Raw genomic sequence first — 19,178 nt, 5'->3', positions numbered from 1 at the left:
GTGCGATCCGTTACTGCTTAGCGAACGGAATGTATTGGTGGTACCGCTTGGGCACCGAGCTGCGATAGCGCGCCGGCACGGTGCCGGTGTCGACCGAATGGTCGATCTCCTGCTGGCGGGTCATCTTCTTCTTCGCCGGCTTCTTCGACGCGCTCTTCTTGCCGTCAGTGGGCTGGCTGGACGTGTCGGTGGTCGCACTTGGCGCTGTGGTCGTCGCAGCCGGCGCAGTGCTTGTCGCGGCAGGCGCAGCGGTTCCGCCCGCGGCCGGCGCGCCCTGCGCCAGCGCGAGCGGCGATTGCATCATGAGCATCAGCGCTGCCGTCGCAGCCAGCAAATATGATTTCTGCATCAGAACCTCCAAAATGCCTGATCCGAATGAGCCAGCGTAGGCCTCCGGCATCGACGCGTGCAAGTCCGCCCACGATAGGCCCGATCGCACGCCGGAACTGTGGTGGGGGTCACACTCCCGGCATGGTCTGCCTTCACGACCTCGCAGCGTGCGCAGGTGCGCAATGGCGCGCTCGGCTATGCGCGAGCTGCGCGGCCGGTCTCCTCCAGTCGCGAGGCGAACCAGCGTGACAGCGGCTCGTCGACGGCACCGCTGACATAGACCTCCGACATCGTCACATGTTGCCTGTCCAGCACCAGGAGCAGGCCGATCCAATAGGGAAACCAGACATGGACGTCGGTCAGCGCCCGCAGCTTGTGCTGGTCGTGATCGAGCGGCGTGTGGTTGCTCGCCTTGCGGATCTCCACGGCGAGCAGATTGTTCGGGATCTCGCGCTGATGCACGACGACATCGGGGTAGATCGACTTGCCGAGATGGTCGTCGGTCGAGATGATGGTGCCGTGCGGCAGATGCAGCGTGCGCTCGCCGAGCCGGTCGTAGTTGCAGTCGACCGACCAGCCCGAGAACTGCTTCTCCAGATGCACGGCGAAACGGTGCGTGACCGCCCGCTCGCCGACGTCCTTCTCGAACAGGAAGCCCTCGTGGGCGTAGAAGTCCCTGACAGCCGCGATCACCTTATTCAGCTCGGTCTGCATCGTGCCTCCGGGCCCATCACGTGCGCGCCAAGTTGGTAGCCCGGATGAAGCGTAGCGCAATCCGGGACTCTCGCAAAACACACCAGCCCCGGATTACGCTACGCTCCATCCGGGCTACATGAGACCGGAATTCGCGGCGCAATCGGTCCGGTCTACATCTGAACTTCGATCAGGCGCGGGCCGGGCTCGGCGACGGCCTCTGCCAGCGCCTTGTTGAACTCGTCGGCGTTGGTGACGGCGCGGCCGGGCACGCCCATGCCCTTGGCCAGCGCCACGAAGTCCAGGGTCGGGCGGTCGAGGCGGAGCATGTCGTTGGCGCGCTGGCCGGGCTCGCCGGCGCCGACATTGTCGAACTCGCCGCGCAGGATCTGGTAGATGCGGTTGGCGAACACGATGGTGACGATGTCGAGGTTCTCGCGTGCCTGGGTCCACAGCGACTGGATCGTGTACATCGCGCTGCCGTCGCCGACCATGGTGATCACCTTGCGGTCCGGGCAGGCGATCGCGGCACCGATCGACAGCGGCGTCGAGAAGCCGATCGAGCCGCCCATGTTCTGCAGCCAGTCGTGCGGGGCGGCCGCCGCCGTCGGCGGGAAGAAGCCGCGGCCGGTGGTGAGGGATTCGTCGACCATGATCGCGTTCTCGGGGATCGCACAGGCAATGGCCTGCGCGATCGAGGCGAAGGTGAGCGCGCCGGTCGGCTTGACCAGCTCAGCCAGAGCCTGCGGCTTGACGTCCCTGGCGCTGGCCTTCACGGCGCCGGCGAGTGCCTCGAGCGCGGCGACCGAATTCTCGCCCCAGGAGGTCATGCGATGCACCTCGCAGCCCTGCGGCTTGAGCATGCTCGGCTTGTTCGGATAGGCGAAGAACGCCACGGGGTCGTCGGACTCGACCAGCACGATGTGACGGAATTTCGCCAGCATCGGCAGGGCTTGATCGATGACGTAATGGATGCGGTCGATCGAGAAACGGCCACGGCCGCGCGCCATCTTCGGACGGAAGGTCGGGCCCATCACGGTGCAGCCGGTCTTGCCGGCGATGCGCTCGGCCAGCGCCAGACCCTGCGCGCTCAGCGCGCTGCCGGTCATCAGGAGCAGCGTGCCTTCGCCGTCGCCATGCAGGATCTTTGCGGCCTGCTCGACCGCCTGCGGCGAATAGCTGGCGCGCTGCTGCTCGGCCGGAACCTCGGCGATGCCGTCGGCCTCGTTCCAGGCGGTGTCGGCGGGCAGGATCAGGGTCGCGATCTGCGGCGGCGCACTTTTCGCGGCGGCAATGGCGGCGGCGCCGTCCGCGGCGACCGATTTGGCATCCGGCGAGGTGCGGACCCAGGACGACATCGGCCGGGCCAGGCCCTCGATGTCGGAGGTCAGCGGCGCGTTGTAGCCGATGTGGTAGACGGCGTGCTGGCCGACGATGTTGACGATGCCGGAATTGGCCTTCTTGGCATTGTGCAGATTGGCAAGGCCGTTGGCGAGGCCGGGGCCGAGATGCAGCAGGGTCGAGGCCGGCGTGCCCTTCATGCGGAAATAGCCGTCGGCCGCGCCCGTCACCACGCCTTCGAACAGGCCGAGCACGCAGCGCATGCCGGGGACACGGTCGAGCGCCGCGACGAAATGCATCTCGGAGGTGCCGGGGTTGGTGAAGCAGACGTCCACCCCGCCCTTGACCATCGTCCGCACCAGGCTTTCCGCACCGTTCATTCTGTCTGCTCCCGCAACCGGCCAGTGATCCGTTCGGTCAATCATTGTTCGCGCGGCCCGTCAAAGCAATAGCGGGCATTGCGGCCCTGCCCCGCGCGACGACGCGCGGATTTGGCTAACGCTTTCCAGCAAATTGGCGCAGTTGCGATTTGGTAACGTCAGTCGTTAACGATGCGGCCCTCACGGGCCCGTGGCTTGCGAAACGTGCGCAAATATGGCCTCTGGGTCCGGTTGAATCGATTTTTTCTGGGGGAGATGATGATCCGGTTTTTTGCCGCACCGATGGCCGCAATGGCGCTGCTGCTGGCTGGCGCAGCCGACGCGTCCGCGACGGGGATGATAGACTTCACGGGCACCAGTTCCACCAGCTATATCGGCCGCGGCGGCGCGAGCCCGATCCCCCGCACCACCGTCATGTATAACGGCAGCTACGCCCCGGGCACCGTCGTGGTGAACACCGCCGAGCGGCGGCTCTATTTGGTGCTCGGGAACGGGCAGGCGCTGCGCTACGGCATCGGCGTCGGCCGCGACGGCTTCCGCTGGGCCGGGGTGCACAGGATCACCGCCAAGAGGGAATGGCCGGACTGGACGCCGCCCTCGCAGATGCTGGCGCGCCGGCCGGACCTGCCGCGCCACATGAAGGGCGGCATCGACAACCCGCTCGGCGCCCGCGCCATGTATCTGGGCTCGACGCTGTACCGCATCCACGGCTCCAACGAGCCGGAGACGATCGGTCAGGCCGTCTCCTCGGGCTGCTTCCGCATGACCAACGACGACGTCACCGACCTCTATAGCCGCGTCTCGATCGGCACCCCGGTGGTGGTGCTGAACAACTGACCAGGAACCCGCGCGGCGCGTGAATTTGCGCTCTTGTGCACGCGGGGCGAATGCGGCAGCGTCACAGCACGATGAGCGCATTCGTCCCGCCCTCGCCCGGCTTTCGCTTCGCCCTGCTGGCCCTCGCGACGCTCGCCTGCGCGCCTGACATCGCACCCATGGCTGCCGCCGCCGAGCTGCCCGCGGTGTCCTCGCGCCAGCGCGCCGAGAAGAAGAGCTTCACCGACGGCGAGATCATTGAAGGCTTCCTGAAGACGGCATTCGGCGCCGAATACCATCTTGCCGGCCGCGTCGACCGCATCCGCAAGTTCGACGGGCCGGTACGCGTCTACGCCGAGAGCGACCGCGAGGATCGCAAGACGCAGCTCGCCAAGGTCGTGGCTGACATCGGCAAGCGCGTGCAGCATCTCGACATCGCCATGATCGACACCAACGAGGCGGCGAATGTGCGCGTGAAGCTGGTGCGCGACCGCGATCTCTTCCGCACCATCTCGAGCTTCTACGGCGCCGAGAAGGCGCGCGAGATCCGCTCCTCGCTCGATCCGCAATGCCTGTCCGGCTTCCGCAAGAACGACAATTTCGAGATCGAGCATTCCGACGTCATCCTCACCGTCGACAACGGCGATTTCACCTTCCTCGATTGCGCCTATGAGGAGCTGCTGCAATCGCTCGGGCCGATCAACGACACCACGAGCGTGCCCTGGACCATGTTCAACGACAACGTCTCGATGGGCTATTTCGACGTCTACGACCAGTACATCCTCAACCTGCTGTACGATCCCCGCATCAAGGCGGGCATGACGGTAGCGGAGGTCAAGACCGTGCTTCCCGCCGTCCTCAAGGACGTGCGCGCCTGGGTGAAGCGGGCGAATAATCTGAAGGAGTGAGGCGGTCTAAGGGAGCGATCTACTCGTCGGCGTCTTTCTTCCGCAGCAGATCCGTCGCCAGATCCGACAGCTTCGGCGGCGGCAGGGCCGCGAACGGCAGCGGCCGCGTCACATCGATCGCGGCCAATCCCAGCCGCGCGGTCAGCAGCCCGTTCAGCACGCCTTCACCCAAGCGCTGCGACAGCTTCGCCGCGATGCCGTGGCCGAGCATCTGCTGCACCAGGCTGTCGCTCGCAGCCATGCCGCCGGTGATGGCGAGATGGGCGATGACGTGGCGAAGCAGGCGGATCATGCCGAGCGCGCCTGGGCGGCCGCCATAGAGATAAGCGAGCTGGCGGATCAGGCGCAGCGCCGCCACGAACACGAACAGCACGTCGATGGCGGCGCGCGGGCTCACCGCCGTCACGATCGAGACCTTTTGCGCCGCTGACGACACCAGCCGCCGCGCCTCGGCGTCCAGCGGCGACATCAGCTCGCGCTCGGCGAGACGGATCATGTCGGCGCCGTCGATGATCTCGCCGGCGTGGCTCTCCAGCGTCGCTCGGGCGCGCGCCAGCTGCGGATTCTGGTGCGCGATCTTGAGCAGGTCCTGGACGATGACGCGGCTCTCCTTGCGATCGTCGCTGGCCAGCACGGAAGCTGCGCGTTGGTGCAGCTTCTCGATGGTCGCAAGACGCGCGAGGCCGAACGCCTCGCGTCCGATCACCACCGCGAGCGCCAGCGCGGTGACGGCGGCGAAGGCAAGCCCGACGAAACCGAGCGTCTCGTTGCGCGCGAACAGATCCTCGATCAGATGGACCACGCCGAGCCCGGTGCCGAGCAGCGTCAATCCGGCGAGCCCCGACCAGAACAGCGTGCCCCAGGGAAAGCCGCGCCGCGCCGGGACCGCGGCTTGCACCGGCACCGGCAGCATCGCCGGATCGGGCTCCGGCGTGATCTGGATGGTGGCGCGACCGAGACGGCCGGTCTCGTCGGCCTCGGCGACGACGACGCCGGGATCGTCGAGCCGGAACGTCGCCGGCCGCCGTGGCTTGGATCGCTCGGTCATGACAGCTTGTCTCCGATCAGGAACTGCAAGGCACGGTCGAGGCGGATGTGTGGCAGCGTCGGCTCGTCGGCACCCTCGCGTTCGAGCTTCGGCGGGCGGAAGCGCAGGAAGCGGAAATCGCTGTTCCCGGCCGCCTCCGACGCGAGCCCGCGGAACGCATCCGTCCCATTGAACAGCGGCTCGGGATCGAGCGGCAGATCGCCCGGAAAGGTCGCAACCTCGGTGTTGCCGTCGAAGAACTCGCCGCCGGCGCTTTCGCCTGCGGCGGGTGTTCCCAGGATCGACGGCAGCTTGTCACGGCCATGCGCCACCTGCGCTTCGCGCGTGGCGCGCACGGCGGCGAGCGCGACGACGTCGATCGCCGCGCCGGTGTTTTCCGCGCGCGCGACCGCGCGCGAGACGGCGCGGCGCAGCACCGCCTCGAGCCGGTCGTGGCTGGAATGATGCAGATGATCCGCCTTGGTCGCCGCGAACAGGATGCGGTCGATGCGCGGCCGGAACAGGCTGGAGAGGATCGTGCTGCGGCCGGTGTTGAAGCAGTCGAGAATGCCGGCGAGCGCGGCTTCGAGATCGTGCAGCGCCTCGGGGCCGGAGTTGAACGCGGCGAGCGCATCGGCCAGCACAATCTGACGGTCGAGCCGCGCGAAATGATCGCGGAAGAACGGCCGCACCACGACGTCCTTGTAAGCTTCGAAGCGCCGCACCATCATCGCCCACAGCGATCCCTCACCCGCCTGCCCGCCCGCAGGCACGTCCAGCGGCGCAAAGGTCAGCGCCGGCGTATCGGCGAGATTGCCGGGCATCAGGAAGCGACCGGGCGGCAACAGGCTCATCGCAAACCGCTCGTCGCGGCAGGCGCGCAGATAGTCGGTGAAGAGCTTTGCGGCCGTCAGCGTCGCCTGCTCGTCCTCGCGCGCTTCGGGCTTGAGCGTTGCGAGATGACTGTGCCACTCGGCTGCGAGATGCGCGCGCGGCGCCTCGCGCGAAAGCGCCAGGCTCTCCGCCGACCATTGCTCGTAGCTCTTGTGCAGCAGCGGCAGGTCCAGCAGCCATTCGCCGGGATAGTCGACGATGTCGAGCGTCAGCGTGCGGTCGGCGCCGTTCGGGCGCTGGTAGTCGATCACGAGCCTGAGCTCGCTGATATCCACGGTCGAGCTCGGCCAGCGCCGTTCCTCGATCAGCGCGCGCAGATGGTTCTCATAGGCAAAGCGCGGCACGGCATCGTCCGGCTGCGGCGCCAGGTGCGCCCGCGCGATCCGGCCCGAGGCGTAGGCCTCGAACACCGGAAACCGGCCTCCGCGCGTCAGTCCATGGATCAGCGCGGTGATGAATACGGTCTTACCGGCGCGCGACAGACCGGTGACACCAAGCCGCACCGTCGGGTTGAAGAAGTGCTCGCCATAGTCGATCAGCGCCCGCGCCGACAGCCGCGCTTCCTCGACCATATCCTGGAAACTGAATGCCATATGAACGTGAGGGGATCTCGGGCGAGGGATACGCAAAACGGATTAGTCACAAAAGTGGCAATTGCCTGAAGAAATTCAAGCTTTCATACTTCCACCGCCTTTCTCGGCAAATCAGCCGTTTGAACGACCCGCCGGTCCTGAAACACCCATCGAGAGGGCATTGCCTCGAGCCTTTGCGGATTGCCATGACCGTCTTCCAGTTGAAGCAGCTTGCATCCTCTTCCGTCCACGCCGCAGCCGACGCGATCGGCTGGGACTACGATCGCGCCGAGCTGATCGCCGACGGCATCGTCCACGGGATCGGCGTGCTCGCGGGCATCATTGCCGCGACGGTGCTGGTGGTGCTGACGGCGGTCTATGCCGACGCCACCGACATCGTCGGCGTCTCCGTCTATGTCGCCGGCCTGCTCTCGATGCTGGTGCTGTCGGCGACCTATAATCTCTGGCCGGTCTCGCCGGCCAAATGGCTGCTGCGCCGCTTCGACCATTCCGCGATCTATCTCTTGATCGCCGCGACCTACACGCCGTTCATCCTGGAGCTGAAGGACAGCGTGTTCGCGTTGGTGCTGCTGGCCGGCGTCTGGTGCGTCGCAATCCTCGGCATCGTGCTGAAGCTGCTCTATCCCGGCCGGTTCGACCGCGTCTCGGTCGGCATCTATCTCGCGATGGGCTGGAGCGGCATGATGCTCTACGATGCCGTGGTCAGGGCGTTGCCCACGCTGGTGCTGGGCTTCATTCTTGCCGGCGGCCTGCTCTACAGCTTCGGCGTGATCTTCCACGCCTGGCGGCGGCTGCGCTTTCAGAATGCGATCTGGCACGGCTTTGTCTTGGCCGGCGCGGCATGTCATTATACCGCGGTGCTCGACCTCGTGTTGAGCTGAGAAGTTTCCGCGAAGCGGTATAAGAAGACGAGAGGAGACGTCGCATGCAGGTGACCGGCAAGGTCGTGGTCGTCACGGGCGGCGCAAACGGCATCGGCAAGGCGCTGTGCGAGGCCTTTCACAATGCGGGTGCGGCCAAGGTCGTGGTCGCGGACATGGACGCGGCCAATGCGCGAGCGGTCGCGGCCATGGTCGATGGCGCCGCGTTCAAATGCGACGTCGCGCAGGAAAAGGACATCGTCCACGTCATCGAGGAGACCGAGCGGCAGTTCGGCCCGATCGCGCTGTTCTGTTCCAACGCCGGCATCGGCGGCGGCTTCGATCCAATGTCGGAGAACGCCGGTGGCGCTTCCGACGAGCCTTGGCAGCGCAGCTGGGCGATCCACGTCATGGCGCATGTCTATGCGGCGCGGCATCTCGTCCCTCGGATGAGGGCGCGCGGCGGCGGCTATTTCCTCAACACCATCTCGGCCGCGGGCCTGCTGTCGCAGGTCGGCAGCCCGGCCTATTCGACGACGAAGCACGCGGCGGTCGGTTTTGCCGAGAATCTCGCGATCTCGCACAAGGCCCACAACATCAAGGTCTCGATCCTGTGTCCGCAGGGTGTCGACACCAACATGCTGCGCTCGATTCCCAAGGGCCCGCAATCCGGCGACGGCGACCTGACGCCCGAGCAAGTGGCGAAAGACGTGCTCGCCGGCCTCGAGCAGGAGACATTCCTGATCCTGCCGCACCCGCAAGTGCTCGGCTACATGCGCAAGAAGACCGAGAATTACGACCGCTGGATCGGCGGCATGGCCAAGATCCAGGCGAAGATGCGGGAGGAGTTCGGGAAGTGACCGTTAGGTGCTCCCACGCTAGACGCTGTCATGCCCCGCGGAGGCGGGGCATCCAGTATGCCGCCCCTGTCGGCTCAACCACAACCGTCTCAGAGTACTGGATCGCCCGCCTTCGCGGGCGATGACACCGAGCGTGTAGAAGCAGCTTCAGCAACCTCGCGCATCACACCACCGCCACCGTCTCCCCCACCCGGCTCGCGCGCAGCGCCTGCGCATAGAGCATCATGCCCTCGCACACCGTGCGCTGCTCGGCCGGCGTCAGCGCCGCCAGCGCGCCGCGGACCTGCTGCCGGCCGAACGCGTGGAGGGCCTCCAGCGTGCGCCGGCCCTTCGCCGTCAGCGACAGCAGCTTGCTGCGCGCATCCGCCTCGTCCGGCGTCTCCTTGAGCTCGCCGCAATCGATCAGCTTGCGCACCAGACGGCTGACGCTGGATTTCTCCAGCCGCAGGAAATCGCCGAGCTCGCCCGACGTCATGGGGCCACGAATGCCGATCTCCAGGATGGTGTGGACCGCCGAGGGCGGATAGCCCGAGGCCGCCACCGTGGCGTCCATGAAGCCGAGTTCGCGCACCATCAGGCGCGAGGCGGCGCGGATGTCGTCAATCAGCGAAAGCTCGGCCATGGCTTGACTCGACCCATATAGTTGTATCATACAACTATATGGGCGCAACGGCGCGCGCAAGTGTTTGGAGTGGACCATGAGCGAAGCCTTGCCGACCGGTCAGCGCATGAGCGGCAAGGTCTGCCTGATCACGGGCGGCGGCAGCGGCATCGGGCGCGCAACGGCGCTGAGGATGGCGGCCGAAGGGGCGGAAGCGATCGTCGTCGCCGGCCGGCGCGAGGCCGAGATCGAGGCCACCGCCGCCGCGTGCCGCGGGCTCGGCACGGAGGCGATCGCGCTTCAGACCGACATCACTGAGGAAGACGAGGTCGCGCGCCTCGTCGGCACAGCCGTCGGGCGCTGCGGCCGGCTCGACGTTGCCTTCAACAATGCCGGCTTCCAGGAGCGCCGCGCGCCGCTGGAGGAGCAGGGCACGGAGATCTACGACAGCGTGTTCGACACCAATGTCCGCGCGCTGTTCCTCTGCCTGCGCCATCAATTGCCGGCGATGCTGGCGCAGGGGCGCGGCAGCATCGTCGTCAACACCTCCGTCAGCGGGGTGCGCAATCCCAATCCAGGCTTTTCGCTCTACTCGGCCTCAAAGGCCGCCGCGATCTCGCTGACGCGCTCGGCGGCGATGGAGAACGCGCCGCGCGGCATTCGCATCAATGCGATCGCGCCCGGCCGCGTCGTCACAGACATGATGCTGCGCGCCGGCGTCGGCGATGTGGCGACGGTCAGCGCAGGCCTGCCGCTGCGGCGGATGGGCAGCCCGGAGGAGGTCGCCGAGGCCGTGGTGTGGCTGTCGTCGGATGCGTCGTCGTATGTCGTCGGGCATGTGCTCGCGGCCGACGGAGGTTTTTTGGCGTCGTGATGTCGTAGCCTGGATGGAGCGCAGCGCAATCCAGGGCCGACTCGCCTGTGGCAGGATTCCCGGATGACGCTGCGCTCCATCCGGGCTACGACACGGTCAATGCTTCTGCCCGTACAGCACAGGCACTGCGGAATCCACGACGACCTCAACGAGGCTCGTGCCCGCATACGCCATGCCGCGCTTCAGCGCTTCGCCCAGCTCCGCGGCCTTCGTCACCCGCACCGCATGACAGCCCATGCCCTCGGCAAGCCGGACGAAATCGATCCCCGGCAGCTCCAGCCCCGGCACGTTGCGCACCTGCATGACCTGGCTGAACGAGCGCATCGCGCCGTAGCCGGAATTGTTGATGACCACGACGGTGAGCGGCAGCTTGCGCTGCACGGCGGTCCAGAGCGCCTGGATCGAATACATCGCCGAGCCGTCGCCGATCAGGCACACCGTGCGCTGCTTCGGCTTGCCGAGCGCCATACCGACGGCGGCGGGCAGAGAATAGCCGAGACCGCCGCTCGACATGGTGTAGAAACTGTCCTGGCCGCGCATCGGCAGGAATTTTTGCATCGCCGGCCGGTGCGAGGGCACTTCCTCGACAAGTGATGCATCATCCGGCATTGCCTGCGACAGCGAATGCAGCAGGAATTCGACCGGCAGCGGATCGGCGGGCTGCGGCGCCGGCGGCAGTGTGCGGCCTTTTGGCGCCGCGCGCTTGCTCTCCGGCAGCAGGTCGAGCAGCAGGCCGAGCGCCGGCTTCATCGTCGCGATGATGCTGGTGCCCGATGGCGTCACTGCGGCGGCATCCGCGTCATCCGTGATCTGGAAGATGGTCGCGCCGCGGTCGAAGATCGCGGCATGGCCCTCGACATGGAAGGTGAACACCGGCGCGCCGATGACGACGACGACATCGTGCTCGCGCAGCGCATCGGACAACTGCGCCGGCGAGGCGTGCAGAAAGCCTGCGAATTGCGGATGCCTCTCGGGGAACGAGCAGCGTGCCGAGAACGGGCTAACCCAGACGCTCGCCTTGCTCTTCTCGGCGACGCGCACCATCAGATCCACCGCGCCGGCGCGATCGACGCCCGGGCCGACGACGAGCGCGGGGTGTTTGCTTGAGGCGAGCGCCGCAACCAGCGCCTTCATCGGCTCCAGCTCAGGGCCGATCTCGCGGCTGACCCTGCGCGCCTCGACCGGCGCGCAGGCATGGGCCCAGTCGTCGATCGGGATCGACACGAAGGTCGGCCCGCACGGCGGCTGCATCGCGGTGTAATAGGCCCGCGCGATCGCGGCGGGCACGTCCTCCGGCCTTGCCGGCTCGACGCTGTATTTCACATAAGGTCGCGGAAACTCGGAGGCGCGCTCGGCATAGAGAAACGCCTGCAAGGGCAGGATCGAGCGCGACTGTTGGCCTGCGGTGATCACTAGCGGGGTCTGGTTGCGATGCGCGGTGTAGATGTTGCCGAGCGCGTTGCCGACGCCGGCCGCCGAATGCAGGTTGACGAAGCCGGCATTGCGCGTCGCCTGCGCATAACCATCGGCCATGCCGACGGCGGAAGCCTCCTGCAGCGCCAGCACGTAGTCGATATCGTCGGGCCAGTCGCTCAGGAACGGCAGTTCGGTCGAACCAGGGTTGCCGAACACCCTGTCGATGCCGAAGGCGCGCAGAAGGTTGAGCGTCGCCTGCTTCACGGTGACGGGCTTGCTGCCGGTCTTGCCGTTCCTGGCCATGGTTTCCGTCCCCGTGTTGTTGATTGAGGGTAGCAGCCTCACCCCGTCATTGCGAGGAGCGAAGCGACGAAGCAATCCAGATTATCTCCGCGGAGGGATTCTGGATTGCTTCGCTACGCTCGCAATGACGGGAAGAAACAGTGGTGGCTCACCACACCGCCGTGCCCTTCATCGTCGGCTGCCCCTCCGCGTTCGCGGTCCACAGCTCCATGCCCGCCTCAGTCTCGTTGGCGTTGACCGAGAACTCCGTGCCTTCGAATAGCGGCTGCACGCCGCGATACGAAAACTTCTTCGGCGCCTTGCCGCCACGAAGCTTGGCCGCCATCTCGACGATCAGCGCTGCCTGTAGTGGACCGTGGAAGATCAGGCCCGGATAGCCCTCGACCTCAGTGACGTAGTCGCGGTCGTAATGGATGCGGTGGCCGTTGAAGGTCAGCGCGGAGTAGCGGAACAGCAGCACGGGATCGGACACATGCGTTTCGCGATGCTGCGCCTGCGGCGGCGGAGGCGACGCCTTGCCGCCAGCCGGCGCGCCGCCGGTCATCTCGCGATAGACGATGTCCTGCCGCTCGCGGATCGCCGTGCCCCTCGGCGAGGAGATGCTATGCTCGACCGAGACGAAGCACAGCGTGCCGGTCGATCCTGATTTCACCTGCACGTCGGCAATGCGCGAAGTCCGCGTCGATTCATCGCCGACGCGCAAGGGCTGCAAGAACTCGATCTCGCCGCCGGCCCACATCCGGCGCGGCAGCGGCACCGGCGGCAGGAAGCCGCCGCGGGTCGGGTGGCCGTCGGGCCCGAGCATCGACATCGGGAACACCGGCTGCGCCAGGCACCAATGCACCGTGAACGGCGCAGCATCGCCCGTCTTGGGCTCGCCGACCTCCTGGAACAATGTCGCGCGCAGGCCCTTCACAAGCTGCGCGGTGACGATGTCGGTGGCCTCCTGGCTGCGGCCGATCCATTGCCTGAGATGATCGATGTCGAGCTTCTCGGTCATGACGCCTCGCTCTCTTTATTTGGACTGGGGACGCTCGCCGATCGCGGGCACGGCGCCGTAGCTGCGCGTTTCGCCGACGATGATCGGCGCCGGCGCGGGATAGCTGACGCGGCCGTTCGGCGTGTCGACCTCGATACGACGCAGATGCGGATGGTTGGCGAGGTCGGCCATGGTGTTGACCTCGGCGAATGCGATGTCCGCGTCCGACAGCCGCTTCAACAGCTCGTCGCGCGTCATCCTGCCGAAGATGTCGGCCACCGTCGCGTCGGTGAAGTCGCGGTTGCGCACGCGCTCGACCATGTTGGCGACGCGGGGATCGGCCGGCAGGTCCGGCTGATCCAGCACCTTCGCGCACAGCGTCTTCCACTCGCGTTCGCTCTGGATCGAGATCAGGATGTCCTTGCCGTCCTTGGAGGTGAACACGCCGTAAGGCGCGATCGAGGGATGGCGCAGGCCCATGCGCTTGGGCGGATTGCCGGCTTCGGCGTTGAGCAGCGGCACGGTGCACCAGTCCGCCATCACGTCGAACATGGAGATGCGGATGTCGGCGCCCTTGCCGGTGCGCCCGCGCGCGATCAGTGCCTCCAGGATTGCGGCATGCGCGGTGGCGCCGGTCGCGACGTCCACGATCGACATGCCGACGCGCGAGGCGCCGTCGGGATTGCCGGTGATCGAGGCGAGGCCGCTCTCGGCCTGGATCAGCAGATCATAGGCCTTGCGATGAGCATAGGGACCTTCGTCACCATAGCCGGTGATGGTGCACGAGATCAGCTTGGGATAGTCCTTCAAGAGCCGCTCGCGCGAGAAGCCGAGCTTGTCCATCGAGCCGGGTTTCAGGTTCTGGATCAGCACGTCGGCACTCGCGATCAGCTTCTCCAGCTCGGCGCGGCCTTCCTTCGTGGTGAGATCGACCACCGCCGATTGCTTGCCGCGATTGAGCCAGACGAAATAGCTGCTCTGGCCCTTGGCCGCAGCGTCATAGCCGCGGGCGAAATCGCCTTCGGGCCGCTCGATCTTGATTACCTCCGCGCCGGCATCCGCCAGGCGCGAGGAGCAGAACGGCGCCGCCACCGCCTGCTCGACCGCAATCACCCTGATCCCGTCAAGTGCTCCCATGGCTGCGGCCTCAGTACGAGCGCGGCATGCCGAGCACGTGCTCGGCGACGAAGGACAGGACGAGGTTGGTCGAGATCGGCGCCACCTGGTACAGCCGCGTCTCGCGGAACTTGCGCTCGACGTCGTATTCCTCAGCAAAGCCGAAGCCGCCATGGGTCTGGATGCAGGCATTCGCCGCTTCCCAGGACGCATCCGCCGCCAGCATCTTGGCCATGTTGGCCTCCGCGCCGCAATCGAGCCCGGCCTCGTATTTGCGCGTGGCTTCCTTCACCATCAGCTCGGCCGCGCGCATCGAGGCGTAGGCCTTGGCGATCGGAAACTGGATGCCTTGATTCTGGCCGATCGGCCGGCCGAACACGGCGCGCTCCTTGGCGTAGTTCGTCGCCTTCGCGATGAACCACTTGGCGTCGCCGACGCATTCGGCCGCGATCAGGATGCGCTCGGCATTCATGCCGGAGAGGATGTAGCGAAAGCCCTTGCCTTCCTCGCCGATCAGATTCTCCGCCGGCACCCTCATGTCGGTGAAGAACACTTCGGTGGTGGCGTGGTTCATCATGGTGCGGATCGGGCGGATCTCGAGACCGTTGTTCTTGGCCTCGCGCATGTCGACGATGAACACCGACAGGCCGTCGGTGCGCTTCTTGACCTGGTCCTTCGGCGTGGTGCGCGCCAGCAGCACCATCAGATCGGAATGCTCGGCGCGGCTGGTCCAGATCTTCTGGCCGTTGACGATGTAGCTGTCGTTGCCGTCCTTGCGCGCGAACGTCTTCAGCGAGGAGGTGTCGGTGCCGCTGGTCGGCTCGGTGACGCCGAACGCCTGCAGGCGCAACTCGCCGCTCGCGATTTTCGGCAGGTATTTTGCCTTCTGCTCGGCATTGCCGTGCCTGAGCACCGTGCCCATCGTGTACATCTGGGCATGGCAGCCGCCGCCGTTGCAGCCCGCGCGCTGGATCTCTTCCAGGATCGCGGCGGCCGCCGACAGCTTCAGGCCCGCGCCGCCATATTCCTCGGGGATCAGCACCGAGAGATAGCCGGCCTCGGTCAGCGCATCGACGAACGCCTTGGGGTAGGCCATCTCGCGGTCGAGCTTGCGCCAATATTCGCCCGGGAACTGCGCGCAGAGCTTGGCTACGGCCTCGCGGATGTCGGCGTAATCTTCGGTGTGGTGTTCTTGACTCATGGCGTTTCCAATTCTCAGCGGCAGTTAAGATAACGCCGGCCAACCCACGGGCGTTGTGAAAACAATGCCCGCCCCCTATGCTCATTTGTTATAGCGTATGGAGTAGCCTTCCAGGATTGGCAAGCATGGATTTCCGGCAGCTCAGGACCTTCAGTTGCGTGGCGGAGCTCGGCAGCCTGTCCAAGGCCTCCGACACGTTGCGCGTGGCGCAGCCGGCGCTCTCCAGGCAGATCAAGCTCCTGGAACACGAGCTGCGCACCGAACTCTTCACGCGCAACGGCCGCGGCATGGTGCTGACCGAGGCCGGCCGCCTGCTGCTCGCACGCACCTCCGGCATCGTGCGGCAGATCGACCAGATCCGCGACGACATCCAGTCGGCCAAGGGGCCGCCGTCCGGCCAGGTCGTGCTCGGCCTGGTTCCGACCGTGAGCTGCGTGCTGTCGGCGCGCTTTGCACGGCGCTGTGTCGAAAAATTTCCCGGCATCTCGCTGCGCATCGTCGAGAGCTACAGCGGGCATCTGGTCGAATGGCTGCATCGCGGCGAGATGGATCTCGCCATCCTCTACGGCCGCTCGGCCGACCTGCATCTCAACGTGCAGAGCCTGGGGCGCGACAACATCGTCGCGGTCGGTCCGCGCGGCTGCGGCTTGGCGCGCAAGAAGAGCGTCGACATCGGCTGGCTGCTGCGGCAACGGCTGGTGCTGCCCTCTCATTCCCACGGCCTTCGGGCGCTGATCGAGCACGCTGCGGCCCAGCGCAAGATCAAGCTCGACGTCCAGCTGGAAGCGGACTCCTTCCGCGTGCTGACGAGCCTGGTCGAGGAGGGCCTCGGCTTCGCGCTGCTGCCGCCGTCCTCTGTCCACGGCGAGGTCGCGGACGGGCGGCTGGAAACCGCACCGGTATCCAAGCCGATGACGCGCGAGCTCATTTTTGCCTCTCCAATCGACCGCCCGGCCTCGACGGCCTCGCTCGCCATCACCGCGCTGCTGCGCGAGGAGGTCGCCGCCTGCCGCAAGGACGGCGTGTGGGACATCAAGCTGAGTTAGATGGCGTGTGGTAGAACAGCCGCGCGCGGTCGTGCCTTCGCATCTGGCGCGAGCTGTCATGCCGGAATTTTATAGCTGGGGAGTGCCGTGCCTGCCGGTGCGGGCGTGACGAGCAGGTGTGTCCAGGACCCCGTCATTGCGAGCGCAGCGAAGCAATCCAGAAATCCCTCCGCGGTGACAGTCTGGATTGCTTCGTCGCTTCGCTCCTCGCAATGACGGTAGGAGAGAGCTCAGCCCGGAATCCGCACCGGCAGCGTCTCATATCCCTTGATGAAGCTCGAATAGATCCGCTTGGGCTCGCCGACCACCTCGATGCGGTCGAAGCGCTTCAGCATCTCCTCCCAGACGATCTTGAGCTGCAGCTCGGCGAGGCGCATGCCGACGCAGCGGTGGATGCCGAAGCCGAAGGAGAGGTGCGTGCGCGGGCGGGGGCGGTCGATGATGAACTCGTTCGGCTTGTCGAACATCTCCTCGTCGCGATTGCCGGAGACGTACCACATCACGACCCGGTCGCCCTTCCTGATGTGCTTGCCGCCGATCTCGGTATCGGCAAGCGCGGTGCGACGCATATGCGCCAGCGGCGTCTGCCAGCGGATCACCTCCGGCACCATGGAATCGATCAGCTCCGGATTGGCGCGCAGCTTGTCGTATTGCTCCGGGTTCTCGTTCAGCGCCAGCACCGAGCCGGTCATGGTGTTGCGCGTGGTGTCGTTGCCGCCGACGATGAGCAGGATGATGTTGCCCATGAGGTTGTCGGGGTCCATGTGGCGCGTGGCCTCGTTGTGGGCCATCAGCGACAACAGGTCGTTGCGCGGCGCGGAGTTGACACGCTCGTTCCAGAGCTTGGACATGTAGGCGTAGCACTCGTCCATCTCGCGGCGGCGCTCTTCGGCGCTGGCGACGATGCCGCTCTTGGGCAGCGCGGTGGAAACGTCGGACCAGCGCGTCAACTTGCGCCGCTCCTCCCAGGGGAAGTCGAACAGGGTCGCCAGCATCTGCGTGGTCAGCTCGATGGAGACGCGCTCGACGAAGTTGAACGTCTCGTTGCGCGGCAGATTGTCCAGCACGGTCTGCGAGCGCTGGCGGATCAGCTTTGCCAGCTCGTCCAGGTGTGTCGGCGTGAACATCGGCGACACCGTCTTGCGCTGCGCCGAATGCCGGGGCTGGTCCATCGCGATGAAGCTCGGATAGTCGTAGCCTTCCGGCACGTCGCGGATCGAGATGCCGCCGAGCTTGGAATCCGAGGAGAAGATGCCGTGATTGGTGTCGACATGCATGATGTCGTTGTACTTCACCACCGACCAATACGGCTCGATCGGCGCATTGGTGCAGTAATGCACCGGCTCTTCCTTACGCAGCCGCTCGAACCAGGGCCACAGCGTGTCATCCTGGAACAGCCGGGGCGCGCCGGGGTGGAATTGCGACAACGGCGTCGCATAGGCCTCCTCGCGCGCCTTCCGCATGCGTTCGGCCTTGTCCACTTTAACCGGCGCTTGGATGTTCATGATCGTGGCTCCGTTGCGTTCGACTCACGCAGCAATCTTCACCGGCAGCGTTTCGATACCCTTTACAAAACTCGAATAGACCCGAGTGGGTTCGCCGACCACATCAATATGGTCGAACCGCTTGAGAATTTCCTCCCAAATAATCTTGAGCTGGAGCTCGGCGAGCCGCAGGCCGACGCAGCGATGGATGCCGAAGCCGAAGGACAGGTGCGTACGCGGGCGGGCGCGGTCGATGATGAACTCGTAGGGCCTGTCGATCACGTCCTCGTCGCGGTTGCCCGAGACGTACCACATCACGACCTTGTCACCCTTCTTGATCTGCTTGCCGCGGAACTCGAAATCGGACAGCGCCGTGCGGCGCATATGCGCGAGCGGCGTCTGCCAGCGGATCACCTCCGGCACGAAACTGTCGAGCAGGTCAGGGTTCTCGCGCAGCTTGCGATATTGCTCCGGATGCTGGCTCAGCGCGAGAAGCGAGCCCGACATGGTGTTGCGCGTGGTGTCGTTGCCGCCGACGATCAGGAGGATGAGATTGCCGAGGAAGTTCTTCGCATCCATGTCGCGCGTAGCAGTGCCATGCGCCATCATCGACAATAGGTCGCTCTTCGGCGGCTGTTCGATGCGCTGCTTCCACAGCTTCGAGAAATAGGCCGCACATTCCGTCAGCTCGGCCTGCCGCTCGTCCTCGGTCGCGACGAGGCCGTCAGGCCCGGGAATCGTGGTGGCGACGTCGGACCAGCGCGTCAGCTTGCGGCGATCCTCCCAGGGGAAATCGAACAGCACCGCAAGCATCTGCGTGGTGAGCTCGATCGAGACGCGGTCGACCCAGTCGAACACCTCGCCGCGGGGAAGGTTGTCCAGGCACTCGGCCGAGCGCTTGCGGATGTTGATGGCGAGATTGTCCAGATGCGTCGGCGTGAACATCGGCGCCACGGTCTTGCGCTGTGCGGCATGGCGCGGCGGGTCCATCGAGATGAAACTCTCACGGCGCAGATCCGGATCGATGTCGCGGATGGTGATGCCGCCGAGCGCGGAGGCCGAGGAGAACACCGCATGGTTGGTCTCGATCTCCATGATGTCGTTGTAGCGCGTCACCGACCAATACGGCCCGAACATCGAGTCCTTGCAGTAATGCACGGGATCCTCGCGGCGCAGCCGGTCGAAATAGGGCCAGAACGTATCGGTCCTGAACAATTCGGGGTCGCCGGGATCGAACTGCTCCAGCGGCAGCGACATGGCGCGCTCGCGCAAGGCGTCGAGCTTGGCCGCGCTTTCGATGGTCCCATGCATGACCGTTCTCCCTGGATATGAACCGCGCGTCGTTGAATTCTGCGCTGCGGTATTTGATTTGCAATTACAGCCGGTTGTCTGCGCCGGGGCAAGGGAGAGTTTTGCCACATCCAGCCTTCACGAGCGCGTTGCACGATCGTCACGA

Annotated in this window: 18 protein-coding genes; 6 read left to right on the top strand and 12 right to left on the bottom strand. The window is 65.9% G+C overall.

Annotated elements, in window-relative coordinates; all coding sequences use genetic code 11:
- Window positions 1-10: 10 nt before the first annotated feature.
- The 3 genes from N2605_RS03645 to N2605_RS03635 all read right to left on the bottom strand — a co-directional run bounded on the left by N2605_RS03645 (window position 11) and on the right by N2605_RS03635 (window position 2,744).
- Window positions 11-349: a hypothetical protein gene (locus N2605_RS03645; protein WP_128266570.1), complete on the bottom strand. Its 339-nt coding sequence runs from the start codon at window positions 347-349 to the stop codon at window positions 11-13.
- A 176-nt stretch (window positions 350-525) separates the two neighbouring features.
- Window positions 526-1,044, bottom strand: coding sequence for a hypothetical protein (locus N2605_RS03640; RefSeq protein ID WP_036009755.1), 519 nt, complete (start codon window positions 1,042-1,044; stop codon window positions 526-528).
- A gap of 152 nt (window positions 1,045-1,196) precedes the next feature.
- On the bottom strand, window positions 1,197-2,744 hold the full coding sequence (locus N2605_RS03635; protein WP_036036084.1) for an acetolactate synthase large subunit: 1,548 nt from the start codon (window positions 2,742-2,744) through the stop codon (window positions 1,197-1,199).
- A 258-nt stretch (window positions 2,745-3,002) separates the two neighbouring features.
- On the opposite strand from N2605_RS03635, the gene N2605_RS03630 reads away from it, so the two are divergent.
- Both N2605_RS03630 and N2605_RS03625 read left to right on the top strand, forming a co-directional pair.
- Window positions 3,003-3,581, top strand: coding sequence for a L,D-transpeptidase (locus N2605_RS03630; RefSeq protein ID WP_036009766.1), 579 nt, complete (start codon window positions 3,003-3,005; stop codon window positions 3,579-3,581).
- 71 nt (window positions 3,582-3,652) lie between these two features.
- A complete protein-coding gene (locus tag N2605_RS03625) occupies window positions 3,653-4,468 on the top strand; it encodes a DUF2927 domain-containing protein (RefSeq protein ID WP_225113924.1) in 816 nt (271 codons plus the stop codon).
- Window positions 4,469-4,487: 19 nt separating this feature from the next.
- On the opposite strand, the gene N2605_RS03620 is transcribed toward N2605_RS03625, so the two are convergent.
- Window positions 4,488-5,516, bottom strand: a complete 1,029-nt coding sequence (locus tag N2605_RS03620) for a YcjF family protein (protein WP_225151753.1) — start codon at window positions 5,514-5,516, stop codon at window positions 4,488-4,490.
- The gene (locus tag N2605_RS03615; RefSeq protein ID WP_260345851.1) at window positions 5,513-6,982 is read right to left on the bottom strand and encodes a YcjX family GTP-binding protein; all 1,470 of its coding nucleotides are present in this window, start codon (window positions 6,980-6,982) and stop codon (window positions 5,513-5,515) included. Before N2605_RS03615 ends, N2605_RS03620 begins: the two co-directional genes overlap by 4 nt.
- 185 nt (window positions 6,983-7,167) lie before the next feature.
- Here N2605_RS03615 and trhA point away from each other — a divergent pair, with 185 nt between their 5' ends.
- Both trhA and N2605_RS03605 read left to right on the top strand, forming a co-directional pair.
- A complete protein-coding gene (trhA, locus tag N2605_RS03610; protein ID WP_036009743.1) occupies window positions 7,168-7,863 on the top strand; it encodes a PAQR family membrane homeostasis protein TrhA in 696 nt (231 codons plus the stop codon).
- Between the two features lie 44 nt (window positions 7,864-7,907).
- Window positions 7,908-8,702, top strand: a complete 795-nt coding sequence (locus tag N2605_RS03605) for an SDR family oxidoreductase (RefSeq protein WP_036009739.1) — start codon at window positions 7,908-7,910, stop codon at window positions 8,700-8,702.
- A 163-nt stretch (window positions 8,703-8,865) separates the two neighbouring features.
- Here the strand turns inward: N2605_RS03605 and N2605_RS03600 are convergent, their stop codons facing one another.
- Window positions 8,866-9,324: a MarR family winged helix-turn-helix transcriptional regulator gene (locus N2605_RS03600; RefSeq protein WP_109145220.1), complete on the bottom strand. Its 459-nt coding sequence runs from the start codon at window positions 9,322-9,324 to the stop codon at window positions 8,866-8,868.
- A 76-nt stretch (window positions 9,325-9,400) separates the two neighbouring features.
- Here N2605_RS03600 and N2605_RS03595 point away from each other — a divergent pair, with 76 nt between their 5' ends.
- Complete coding sequence (locus N2605_RS03595; RefSeq protein WP_260345850.1) at window positions 9,401-10,177, top strand: SDR family NAD(P)-dependent oxidoreductase; 777 nt, start codon at window positions 9,401-9,403, stop codon at window positions 10,175-10,177.
- Between the two features lie 96 nt (window positions 10,178-10,273).
- Here the strand turns inward: N2605_RS03595 and mdlC are convergent, their stop codons facing one another.
- From mdlC to N2605_RS03575, 4 genes are all read right to left on the bottom strand, one after another.
- Window positions 10,274-11,896, bottom strand: coding sequence for a benzoylformate decarboxylase (gene mdlC / locus N2605_RS03590; protein WP_260345849.1), 1,623 nt, complete (start codon window positions 11,894-11,896; stop codon window positions 10,274-10,276).
- A gap of 148 nt (window positions 11,897-12,044) precedes the next feature.
- Window positions 12,045-12,896 carry an HTD2 family dehydratase gene (locus N2605_RS03585; protein WP_074447725.1) on the bottom strand — a complete coding sequence of 284 codons (852 nt, stop codon included), beginning with the start codon at window positions 12,894-12,896 and terminating at the stop codon, window positions 12,045-12,047.
- A gap of 15 nt (window positions 12,897-12,911) precedes the next feature.
- Window positions 12,912-14,012 carry a CaiB/BaiF CoA transferase family protein gene (locus N2605_RS03580; RefSeq protein ID WP_036028624.1) on the bottom strand — a complete coding sequence of 367 codons (1,101 nt, stop codon included), beginning with the start codon at window positions 14,010-14,012 and terminating at the stop codon, window positions 12,912-12,914.
- A 10-nt stretch (window positions 14,013-14,022) separates the two neighbouring features.
- Window positions 14,023-15,192, bottom strand: a complete 1,170-nt coding sequence (locus N2605_RS03575) for an acyl-CoA dehydrogenase family protein (RefSeq protein WP_057027777.1) — start codon at window positions 15,190-15,192, stop codon at window positions 14,023-14,025.
- Window positions 15,193-15,317: 125 nt separating this feature from the next.
- Between N2605_RS03575 and N2605_RS03570 the strand changes: the two genes are divergently transcribed.
- Window positions 15,318-16,238, top strand: coding sequence for a LysR substrate-binding domain-containing protein (locus tag N2605_RS03570; protein ID WP_225151129.1), 921 nt, complete (start codon window positions 15,318-15,320; stop codon window positions 16,236-16,238).
- A 230-nt stretch (window positions 16,239-16,468) separates the two neighbouring features.
- Here the strand turns inward: N2605_RS03570 and N2605_RS03565 are convergent, their stop codons facing one another.
- Window positions 16,469-17,743 carry a cytochrome P450 gene (locus tag N2605_RS03565; protein WP_036028632.1) on the bottom strand — a complete coding sequence of 425 codons (1,275 nt, stop codon included), beginning with the start codon at window positions 17,741-17,743 and terminating at the stop codon, window positions 16,469-16,471.
- A 24-nt stretch (window positions 17,744-17,767) separates the two neighbouring features.
- Window positions 17,768-19,033: a cytochrome P450 gene (locus N2605_RS03560; RefSeq protein WP_225113917.1), complete on the bottom strand. Its 1,266-nt coding sequence runs from the start codon at window positions 19,031-19,033 to the stop codon at window positions 17,768-17,770.
- Window positions 19,034-19,178: the final 145 nt, after the last annotated feature.

The sequence above is a fragment of the Bradyrhizobium yuanmingense genome, assembly GCF_025200905.1.
Lineage (GTDB): Bacteria > Pseudomonadota > Alphaproteobacteria > Rhizobiales > Xanthobacteraceae > Bradyrhizobium > Bradyrhizobium yuanmingense.
The sequence above is the reverse complement of the archived record's forward strand: the minus strand, read 5'-3'. Positions and strand labels throughout refer to the sequence as shown.